Source organism: Methanogenium sp. MK-MG (assembly GCF_009914725.1).
In the GTDB taxonomy this organism is placed as follows: Archaea; Halobacteriota; Methanomicrobia; order Methanomicrobiales; family Methanomicrobiaceae; genus Methanogenium.
Genome location: NZ_JAAAWJ010000065.1, coordinates 1 through 10,380 on the forward strand (window position 1 = coordinate 1; position 10,380 = coordinate 10,380).

The 10,380-nt window shown below is 50.0% G+C and carries 10 protein-coding genes; 6 read left to right on the forward strand and 4 right to left on the reverse strand.

Going from position 1 to position 10,380, the window contains the following annotated elements; genetic code table 11:
- Both MKMG_RS08885 and MKMG_RS08890 read right to left on the reverse strand, forming a co-directional pair.
- On the reverse strand, positions 1-1,071 hold a 1,071-nt coding region (locus MKMG_RS08885; RefSeq protein ID WP_165077398.1), incomplete at its 3' end, for an Hsp70 family protein.
- Positions 1,064-1,591, reverse strand: a complete 528-nt coding sequence (locus MKMG_RS08890; RefSeq protein ID WP_165077399.1) for a nucleotide exchange factor GrpE — start codon at positions 1,589-1,591, stop codon at positions 1,064-1,066. The genes MKMG_RS08890 and MKMG_RS08885, both read right to left, overlap by 8 nt.
- A 1,053-nt stretch (positions 1,592-2,644) precedes the next feature.
- On the opposite strand from MKMG_RS08890, the gene MKMG_RS08895 reads away from it, so the two are divergent.
- The 6 genes from MKMG_RS08895 to MKMG_RS08915 all read left to right on the forward strand — a co-directional run bounded on the left by MKMG_RS08895 (position 2,645) and on the right by MKMG_RS08915 (position 9,193).
- A complete protein-coding gene (locus tag MKMG_RS08895; protein ID WP_165077400.1) occupies positions 2,645-5,344 on the forward strand; it encodes a UPF0182 family protein in 2,700 nt (899 codons plus the stop codon).
- Positions 5,345-5,411: 67 nt separating this feature from the next.
- The gene (locus MKMG_RS08900; RefSeq protein ID WP_165077401.1) at positions 5,412-6,020 is read left to right on the forward strand and encodes a uracil-DNA glycosylase; all 609 of its coding nucleotides are present in this window, start codon (positions 5,412-5,414) and stop codon (positions 6,018-6,020) included.
- Positions 6,017-6,451, forward strand: coding sequence for a flavodoxin family protein (locus tag MKMG_RS08905; RefSeq protein WP_254059152.1), 435 nt, complete (start codon positions 6,017-6,019; stop codon positions 6,449-6,451). The genes MKMG_RS08900 and MKMG_RS08905 overlap by 4 nt, the downstream gene beginning before the upstream one ends.
- Positions 6,408-6,605 (forward strand): hypothetical protein, encoded by a 198-nt coding sequence (locus MKMG_RS11605; RefSeq protein WP_254059153.1) that lies wholly within the window; start codon positions 6,408-6,410, stop codon positions 6,603-6,605. Before MKMG_RS08905 ends, MKMG_RS11605 begins: the two co-directional genes overlap by 44 nt.
- A gap of 481 nt (positions 6,606-7,086) precedes the next feature.
- Positions 7,087-7,374: a transposase gene (locus tag MKMG_RS11695; protein WP_256366078.1), complete on the forward strand. Its 288-nt coding sequence runs from the start codon at positions 7,087-7,089 to the stop codon at positions 7,372-7,374.
- A gap of 376 nt (positions 7,375-7,750) precedes the next feature.
- Positions 7,751-9,193, forward strand: coding sequence for a PQQ-binding-like beta-propeller repeat protein (locus tag MKMG_RS08915; protein WP_165077402.1), 1,443 nt, complete (start codon positions 7,751-7,753; stop codon positions 9,191-9,193).
- Between the two features lie 113 nt (positions 9,194-9,306).
- Here MKMG_RS08915 and MKMG_RS08920 read toward each other — a convergent pair whose 3' ends face one another.
- Together MKMG_RS08920 and MKMG_RS08925 are read right to left on the reverse strand one after the other, a co-directional pair.
- Positions 9,307-9,567 carry a nucleotidyltransferase domain-containing protein gene (locus MKMG_RS08920; protein WP_165077403.1) on the reverse strand — a complete coding sequence of 87 codons (261 nt, stop codon included), beginning with the start codon at positions 9,565-9,567 and terminating at the stop codon, positions 9,307-9,309.
- Between the two features lie 373 nt (positions 9,568-9,940).
- The coding region (locus tag MKMG_RS08925) for a hypothetical protein (protein WP_165077404.1) at positions 9,941-10,380 on the reverse strand (440 nt) is incomplete at its 5' end.

Genomic DNA, 10,380 nt, shown 5'->3' on the forward strand with positions numbered 1-10,380 from the left:
CGCTCCCTGAATTGCTGCTCCTATGGCGACACATTCCATCGGGTCAATCCCGCGTTCCGCTTTTCTCCCGATATGGTCCTCAATAAATTTCAGCACAACCGGCATTCTCGTCGGTCCGCCGACAAGGATGACCTTCTGGATGTCGTCCTTTGTCAGTTTGGCATCCTTCAGAGCCTGTTCAAATGGTCCGATGCAGCGTTTGATGGTCGGTTCGACCAGCTGTTCGAGTTTTGACCGGGTCAGTTTCATCGAGAGGTGTTTGGGGCCTTCCGGGGTTGCGGAGACATAGGGGAGGTTAATCTCGGTTTCAAGGACGGTTGAAAGTTCAATTTTTGCCTTTTCAGCCGCTTCTTTGACCCGGTTGACGGCCATTTTGTCATTTCTGATATCGACCGCCTCAAGTTTTTTGAACTCTGTGGCAATCCATTCGTAGACGGCATTGTCCATATCGGTGCCGCCGAGATGTGTGTCGCCGGAGGTGGCGAGCACCGTGAATGTTCCGCCCCCAAACTCCATGATTGTCACATCAAGCGTGCCGCCGCCCAGATCAAAGACCAGAATCTTATACTCCCCGGCCCGGTCCAGCCCGTATGCCATCGAAGCTGCTGTGGGCTCGTTAACAAGCCTGACCACATCAAGACCTGCAATTTTTCCGGCATCCTTTGTTGCGGTTCTCTGATTGTCGTTAAAATAGGCAGGTACCGTGATCACTGCCTTTGTCACGGTATCTCCCAGAAATGCTTCTGCGTCTCTTTTGATCTTTTTTAACAGGAACCCGGAGATCTGCTGGGGGGTGTAGTCCTTGTTGTGAATATGGTAGACATGGTCTGTGCCTATCTTCAGCTTGGCTGCCGTGACCGTACCATCAGGGTTACTCACCGTCTGCCTGCGTGCGGGTTCCCCGACAAGCAGCTGGCCGTCCGCAGTGAATGCGACATATGAGGGGAACATCTTTCCGGCGACTGTCGCTCCCTCTGCTGAGGGGATGATGGTGGGTTTGCCGCCCAGCATCACTGCCGCTTCACTGTTGGATGTTCCAAGGTCTATTCCGATAATTTTCTCTTTACCCATTTTTTTCACCTTTTTTTCCGGAAACGTTCTCAGCAACCATGACCTTTGATGGCCGGATCACCTTCGATTTCAGGGAATATCCTTTTCCGATCTCTTCTACAATGGTGTCAGCATCTTCTGAGCATTGTTTTCTGCAGAGAACCTCATGGAACTGTGGATCAAATTTCTCCCCCATGCATGTGATGGGCTCCAACCCGTAGCGGGCCAGGATGTTGATCATTTTTTGGTATACCATACCCACTCCCTCCCTGTTTTTTTCATTCTCAAGTGATGGCAGCGACTGTTCAAAATCATCAAGGATGACAAGGAGGTCTTTTATCAGGTTCTCGTTTGCGAGGGTAATGACCGACCCTTTCTCTTTTTCAGACCATTTCCGGTAATTGTCAAATTCAGCCCGGAGATATTTCAGCTGGGATAATCGCTCGTCTGCGAGATGTGTCATCTCCGCGAGTTCTTTTTCCAGCCGTTCTGTTTCTCTGGTCAGGTGTTCTTTTTCCAGCTCCCCATGATCTGCCGCCATTAAGGAGGTGCTTTCATCCTCTACGGATATTTAAGGTTTGCCTTGCACTGGCTGTTTTTGCTGCACGGTCAGGGGAGTTGTCCGTAGTCTGATGATCCCTGAATCTGTTATGAAGCCGGGATCTGCTTCCGGGTGACGATGGCATATAATACAGAATCTACTGAATGAAACAGACCGAATCAAAGGAATGTGTGAGAGACGCAGAGGAAATATATGCAGGCCCGCCATGTGACCATCCCCCTCATAAATGAAAGTATGCCACAGCTTTTCCGAAAAGGATTCCTATGGATATTAATGAAAGATGGTTGACTCCGTCTGCAGGAAATGAAGAAAATATGCCTGCTGTATAATGGATTTACCAAAAAACGATACGAGAAAAAAAGGCCCTGCTATGCAGAAACAGCATGTGGCACTGTGGTATGTCACTCTCCCATCAGGGGGACGTCACATTTGGGGCATTTCAGGCTCCGGCAGGTAACACCGGGAGTCTTTTCGGCTGTATAGCCACATTGGGGGCAGACGCATTTTGTCGGTGGGTTGCCACGCCGTTGCCGGCCCCCACCAAAGGGAATGTCAGTCATTGATATCGCTGGTCTATCTTCCCTGAATCACCTTAAGTATTTGTGCTGATTTTTTTGTGATGCTGATGAGATTGATTGCAATATCTACTGAGAATTTCTATGATCCCCCATATTTCCCCGTCAGGGGCATGTCACATCTGGGGCACTTCATGCTCCAGCAGGGAACAGCGGGAGTCCTCTCGGTTTCATACCCGCACAGGGGGCACGTGCATTTTGTCGGCGGGTTGTCGCGACGCTGCTGCCCTCTGTCAAAAGGAATGTCAGTCATTAGTACCGGGGATATCTCCCATGAATCCCCTTAAGTATTTGTGCCGATTCTGCCTCATGGTTCCATTGTACGCTCTTTTCCACATTATTCGCGACCGGGAACCTGAGTTTTTCCCGACCTCATTGTCTGTTGGGGAACGCTGCCGGACACCGGTCTCCCAACCCTTTTTCTACTTTAACCACAACTTCTCTCCAGAGTGATCCCATGAACCGCCCAAGGCTTATTATTGCTGTCCTCGCCATCCTGGCCATTGTACTGGTTATGTTCGGTCTCCTTGGCGACTGGTACTGGTTTGTCGCCGTCGGGTATGAGGATGTATTTCTCTCAATTCTCGTCATCCGGATTGTGCTTTTTGTCATTGCGTCTGCTGTCTTCTTTGGATTTGCCTATGTGAATATCCGGTATGCGGCAGGAAACGCTGCCCGCATGCAGGGAGAGTCCTCGGACGTGTTTCCGATTGCAGTCTTCTTTGCTGGATTATTAGCGTTCTTTACCGGGCTCAGTTTATCCGGAGCGTGGGAGACCGTATTTAAATATATCAATCAGGCCCCGTTTGGAGTATCAGACCCGATATTCGGGCTTGACGTCGGATTTTATGTGTTTTCGCTCCCTTTCTACAACCTCATTCTCAATATCTGTATTTTCCTCTTCATCCTGACCATTATTCTCAGTTCCCTCCCGTATCTTGCTGGTCTTCCCGGAAATATCATCAGATCCCTGATTTTTTACCGGCCTGAGGGCGGAGGCGAGGACGGAATGGAATATGAGGGAGATGTCTCCCTCACCCGGACGATACGGGCGTTTCTGCCACAGTTAAACGCCCTGCTCTTCCTCACCTTCGCTGCCCTCGCCCTCCGCCTCTGGCTTGCCCGTTTTGATCTGCTCTTCTCTGAGACCGGTGCTGTGGTCGGGGCCGGGTATACCGCGGTTCATGTCACCCTTCCGGTGCTCACCATCCTTGCCGGTGTGGCCTTTGTCATCGGCATCGGTTTTCTGGTCAATGAGAAGTTCGAACGCATTGAGGTTATCACCTATGGCATTGCCGCCTTCGTGGCGATTGCGTTTATTGGCATTGTGGCCGGTATGGTTGTGCAGGGGCTTATCGTTGAGCCCGATGAGCTGAATCTAGAGGAGGAATATCTCAACTATAACATCCGCTTCACCCTTGCCAGCTACAACCTTGATACGGCCGATGAGGGAATCTTCCCGGTTGCGTATAATCTTACGGCAGCAGACATACAGGAGAATAGTGCCACCATCAAAAACATCCGCCTCTGGGACTGGCGGCCGCTCAAGACCACCTATGAACAGCTTCAGCTCTTCCGGACATACTACGACTTCAATGATATTGATGTGGACCGCTACCATTTTGACGGCACCTACAAAGAGGTTCTCGTCTCAGCACGGGAGATGAACATTGATGGCCTCCCGCCACAGGCGCAGACGTGGGTAAACACCCATCTGATCTACACCCATGGCTACGGGGCAGTGATGAATCCGGTTGATGAAGTGACAGACGACGGTCTGCCGGTCTTCTATCTTAAGGATATTCCACCCTCCTCGCCATATCTCACGCTTGATGAGCCGCGGATTTACTATGGCGAGGACACGGGCAACTATGTTGTGACCGATACCACCACCGACGAGTTTGACTATCCGGCAGGAGACCAGAACGCCTACCATAAATATGACGGTACAGGTGGTGTCGGGCTGGATGGTCTCGTAAAACGGCTCATCTATGCACTTAAATTTGGTTCTGTTGAACTTCTGGTGTCAGGTTCACTCACGGATGAAAGCAAAATTCTCTTCCACCGGATCATCACCGACCGTGCACAGACCATTGCTCCGTTCCTCTCCTATGACTCTGATCCCTATGTAGTGGTGGCCGATGGCCGTCTCTACTGGATCATTGACGCCTACACCACCGCAAACCGTTTCCCGTATTCGGAGCCGTATTATGTCTCCACGGTCGGAGGCCAGCGGCTCAACTACATCAGAAACAGTGTGAAGGTGGTTGTTGATGCCTATAACGGGGATGTCACCTACTATGTCGTCGACCCTGAAGATCCGCTCATCAGGACGTATGACAATATCTTCCCCGGCTTCTTCAAAGAGTTTGCAGAGATGCCCGACTCCCTTAAGAGTCATGTCCGCTACCCACAGGGTCTCTTTCAGGTGCAGGCAGCGCTCTATGCCACCTATCATATGAAGGACCCGCGTGTCTTCTACAACAGGGAGGACGCATGGGTCATCCCTGACGAAATTTACCGCGGTTCACGTCAGCAGATGCAGCCCTACTATGTCATCATGAAACTCCCTGGGGAGGAGTCAGAGGAGTTCATCCTGATGCTTCCCTTCACCCCGAGAAACAAGGAGAATATGATCGGGTGGATGGCGGCCCGTTCGGACGGGGCTGCCTATGGATCTCTTGTTGTCTACCAGTTCTCCAAGCAGGAGCTCACCTACGGGCCTATGCAGATTGAGGCCCGGATTGATCAGGATACCGAGATCTCTCAGGACATCACTCTCTGGTCGCAGTCAGGTTCGTCGGTGCTCCGGGGCAATACGCTGGTGATACCAATCGAGGATTCCATCATATATGTCGAACCGCTCTACCTGGAGGCAACGGAGAAAGGGACGCTCCCGCAGCTCAAACGTGTGATTGTTGCCTATGGTGACCGGCTGACGATGCAGGATACTCTGGGGGAGGCTCTTGCTGTCATCTTCGGTGGTGAGACCGGAGATATCAGTCCGGGTGAACTGCCTCCTGTGAGCGAGGACGACATGGAAAAGCTTGCCCGGATTGCTGAACTCTATGATCTGGCCAGCCAGGCCCTCGATGATGGTGATCTTGGCCTCTACCAGAAATATTTTGACGAAATCGGGAGGGTTGCGGCATCCTGATCCCGCTGTCGCAAACCGCATCCTTTCTCTCTTTCGAAATCCAACTATTTTTTCAGGAGCATATGAGATGAATACTGAGCACGAACGAATCGCGTTAGATGAGGCCGTCCGCACATGCACCCTCTGCCCCCTCGCGGAGACGCGGACCAACGCCGTACCGGGCGATGGCCCCGTTCCCGCCCGCATACTTTTCATTGGTGAGGCGCCCGGAAGGAACGAAGATACAAAGGGGGTCCCCTTTGTGGGCCGGGCAGGGAGCATCCTCAATGGCCTCCTCGAAGGAATCGATGTTGCCCGGGACGATGTCTTCATCACCAATATCGTCAAGTGCCGCCCGCCCAAGAACCGCGATCCGAACCAGGAGGAGATTGAGGCCTGCCGCCCCTACCTCGATAGCCAGCTTTCCCTTATCCGTCCGGAGGTTATTGTCCCCCTCGGCCGGTTTGCGATGCGATGGGTGCTCGAATCCTATGGAATTGCCCCGGGCCCCATATCAGAGGTGCACGGCAAAGTATTTCGTATCCAGACGATAAGCGGCGAGCGGGTCATTATTCCCGTTTACCACCCGGCGGCCACCATCTACCGGCCTGCATTCCGCGAGGTGCTTGCGGCAGACTTCGAGACCATCCGGGCGGTGCTTGACAATTCAATGGCCCCCGACAGACTGGGGCGATGAAGGTCATCGGTATATCCGGGAGCCCGCGGGCGGGCGGGAACACTGATACACTCCTTGGGGCACTGCTTGCGGGCGTGGCCGATGAAGGGGCCGGGACTGAGTATGTCTCTCTCCGGTCTTACGCCATCACCCCCTGCACGGGCTGCGAGCGCTGCCGAAAGGATCTCACCTGTACCCGGTTTTTTGACGGCATGCACCTCCTCTACCCAAAGATTGAGGAGGCCGACGGCCTCATCCTCGGAACGCCTACCTATAACTACAACATCACCCCGGAGATGAAGGCCTTCATCGACCGCCTCTATCCCCTACTATCGTTTCGCAGCAGAACGGCCCGGCCCGTATTCGAGCTTTTTTCAGGATCGAGGCAGAAAGGCGCTCGTCTTCTCGGTGGCCGAGCAGACAAAACCTGCCGAGCGGGGATTTGCGATTGAGGCGATGCAGCGGCCGCTCGAGGCGCTGGGATTTGAGGTGACAGATACCCTGCCAGCCGAGGGCTACTTTGAGAAGAGTGCGGTCGCCCGCGATCCTGTTGTGCAGGAGAGGGCACGGGAAGCTGGCAGGCGGTTTGCCCGTGGGCTTATGTGAACGGGCCGACTGTTTTCTGCCTTTTTTTCCAGACGTTTTTGGGTCACCCGCCTCACACCTGTTTTTTGTCACCCTTTTCTCACCCTCTTTGCCTCCCTGTGTTTGGGAATCGGGAGGCGATATGGACGTATTTTTTGCTCTTTTTTACTGCCGGAAAAATATGGCTATAATGCCTTTTATTTGCTAAAAATACGGTTGATTGCAGACTACTGAGCAGTCGCTATTGGCGAGAATTTTGGGAGGATGTTATTGGCTGTCTCCGGTTGTGATCGGCCCGCTCCGGGCTTCTGTGTGGATATGTTTTTCCGGGGCACAGGGCCTTTTTGGGGTTATTTAAGCATTGCTTAACCAGATGCCGGGATTTTGCCCAAAGTAATGAGAATCGTACACCGCAGCTGCAGGAGAGAACAAACAACAAATCCGGTGCCCATCACCTAGAAAGATAATATGAATTCCGTGTTATATTCCGGTTGTCGCAGGTCTGGATACTTCAAAGGTTATTTATCTCACAGAAGGAAAGGATGCATCAACAGTCAGCAGATTTAAATCAGATTTCTCAGAGTATCGGAAAATTCCTGCCAATATATCCCAAATCTGTTGTAATATGTCTCCTGCATTCATTCGCGGAATAACAGATAATTTTCCCAAAGCAGAGATCACATTCGATATATTTTGCATTATGAAAATCGTGAATGATGTGGTGGATCAGGTCAGAAGAGACGAACAGACAGGAAATATGCTGCTCAAAAAATATGATGCATCCGGCTGAAAAATCCATCTTGACTAACTGCAAAAGAAACTTGGGAATCTTAAAGATATGAATTTGAAGACTGTAGGGGCATAAAGCTCTTCCATAGGCCAAATGGCAAACCTAGGTAATCCACTTATTGAAGACGAATGACAATGTTAAAATAAATTGATGTAGATCAAATTAACTTGTCCATTCATGTGATAATGTATAACCACAAGGGAGCTGCTGTTCAAATTCACCTTTTTCAGCAGGATTATGCAGGTCTGGGCAGATTTGGAGTTATGGGAGTATACTATATGTTACACTATCTTTGTGGATCTTTTGATGGTGATTTAGCATCATGTCACCTCCATCTGTCCAATAATTTAAATCAGATAATTGGAGGAATTAGCAAATGAAAAGAACAATGATGCTCTTAATTGCAGCATTAATGGTGCTGGCGATTTGTGCGCCGGCGGTAATGGCAGCAGACTATCAACAGAACGGGCAGTTCATAGCATTCTATGATGAAGATCAGATTGCAAAGGACAGTTCTTCATCAAAAGATGGAGGTACAACCTTTGTTAACCCTGATGCGACGAAGAAGGCGGCTACACTTGTCAGCACAGTTACGAGAACCGATCCGGGGGATGACTGGCCGCAGTTTCATCGTTACGTGAAAAATGCAGGCAACTCTCCATGCGATGGTCTTCCGCAGAGCAACCCTACGGTATATGATTTTGATGACCGAGAGGTCATAGGAACAATCAACCCGGTAATAGAGAACGGTAAAATTCTTGTTTTAACAGGCTATTCGGGATTCGACGAGCCACAGGCCCTTACAGAGATCAATCTGACATGTATCTATGAGAACAATATGACTGTCGCCTGGGACTTCGCGCTTCCGCGCACAGTCCACTACGGTTCATGGTCATCACCGGCAACCGACGGTACATATGCCTATGCAGCATCTGACAACAAATTATACTGTGTCAACCTTGCAACTGGGACAGAAGTCTGGAACTTCACTACACTCAAGTCGACATCATGCAATGGTGGTCCGACGATTGGCGGGAACTATGTCTTCTGCAGTGACTGGGATTCAAGCAACTGCAACTATTACTGCCTTGACAAGGATGATGGTGACCTGAACTGGATCTTTAATGACACCTGTACATTAAAAGACTCGGGTTACTTCCAGGCAACACCTGCGTATGAATCTGTCAGCGGCAATGAGTATGTGTACCTGACCGGCTGGGGATATGACAACGTTTACCAGCAGGCAGGCTATCTGTACAAGGTCAATGTCGCCACCGGCGCAGAGGTATGGAGTGTGGAGGAATCAGGAAAAGGTGCTTTCTGCGGCTCTCCTGCCCTAGACAGTTCAAATGTCTATGTGACATCATATGATTTCTCAACTGACGGTTATCTGTTTAAGTATTCGAAGAGGAATGGTGCTTCTGCTGGTAGTGTACAGATTGAACGCACAGACGCCACACCTGCCATAGATGAGACAAACGGCCTCATTTATGTGTCCGGCGGATGGAACGGTGGTGACTGGGGCAGTACACCTCCGGGTGTCAGATGTTTCTACACGAACAACCTGACACAGAAGTGGGGTCGCATTAACGAAAGTATGGGCGGATGGACATGCTCCGTATCCATTGGAGACGGACTGGCGTTTGTCGGAAAGGAGTCGGGCGACATGAATTCATTCTGTTACAACACCATGTACGCACTCAATGCATTGACTGGTGAGACCGAGTGGTCCTATTCACAAGGGGGCGCAACCGCGGCCATTGCAAATGATAAGATTTACACGGTCGGAAACAACGGTCACCTCTATAGATTCAGCTGATCCTGCAATGTTTCAGTGGCAGTATAAGGGATGATTCCGTCATCCTTTTTACATGATCCTGTGTAAGGATCCTCCTTACACTGGATCATGATTTTTCCTGTCCATCACAATTCTCATCTCATGTAAAATCTTAATTTGCTCATCAATAGGGAATGAAATTGTGTCAAACGCCTTTTATGAAACCGTTCTTTGAAGTCTGCAACTATAGGGAGGTCGATATCGCTTCCCTCGTTAAAATCCCCACGGGCAAAAGATCCGTACAGGATTATCATGTCTATATCCATTTTAGAATGGATTTTTTCTGCAAGATTTGACTGTTCTGCGTTTATAGATCCAAATACTTTCTTACCTTTCCGGATATCAATTCTGCACACCTGATGCATTCTTCCGCATCCTTCTCTTCAAAATATTCAGATGGCGTCAAAGCGCAAGCCCCGGGGTCAGGGCGTTTCGCGAAGTGAATGCGTAAGAGTTGCGAACCGAAGGGGCTTCGCCCCTTTCGAAACCCCGGAGATAATCTCTGAATTTCAATAATATTCAAAACGATGTAATGATTCAGAATTCAGGACAATATAACGGCCCTGTAAAAAGAACGGCTCCCTGTAAACGGAAGCCTGAAAATATAAAAAGAGTTTTTTTATAAGGATTGGTGCCTTTATTCGTCTTCATTCGGTATTTGTTACATTTGCCTCCGAAAATCCGTTTCTTATCAGTTCGTATCCGGGTAGACAAGGCTCATCAGCAAACTCAAAATACGTCCTCGTCATCATTGGGGTTGGTGCTGTAGACAAGGTCTCCGCGTGCAAGAATCTGCCCTGAGGGCTTGTGTGATAGTATCCACTCGTTTCCTGTACCCGGTTCGATTCCGAAACTCTGGAGTACACCGTCATTATAGCACTTTATTGCCCATGCTTTGCACGTTGGGGTTCTCCCATCCATTGCGACCTCAAACCTGTCTCCAGTGCGTATGATGGTGTCATCCGGTGTTTCTGGGTTTATCTTGAGGAAATACCCCTCCTTGTTAATACTGCCTGCAATAGATTCTTCATATTCTGTCATCAGGTCATCAAGATCGTCCTCAGTGTAGCCTCCTGATATATCCAGACCGTTATATGTGATGGTCTTTGTCCATGGCCCATATTCGTCCGAGCCTTCAATAACCTGAATGACATCTCCTGAACTGTAAT

Coding starts and splice junctions, on each gene's coding strand:
- MKMG_RS08890 (WP_165077399.1), bottom strand. CDS start 1,591: ATGGCGGCAGATCATGGGGAGCTGGAAAAAGAACACCTGACCAGAGAA.
- MKMG_RS08895 (WP_165077400.1), top strand. CDS start 2,645: ATGAACCGCCCAAGGCTTATTATTGCTGTCCTCGCCATCCTGGCCATT.
- MKMG_RS08900 (WP_165077401.1), top strand. CDS start 5,412: ATGAATACTGAGCACGAACGAATCGCGTTAGATGAGGCCGTCCGCACA.
- MKMG_RS08905 (WP_254059152.1), top strand. CDS start 6,017: ATGAAGGTCATCGGTATATCCGGGAGCCCGCGGGCGGGCGGGAACACT.
- MKMG_RS08915 (WP_165077402.1), top strand. CDS start 7,751: ATGAAAAGAACAATGATGCTCTTAATTGCAGCATTAATGGTGCTGGCG.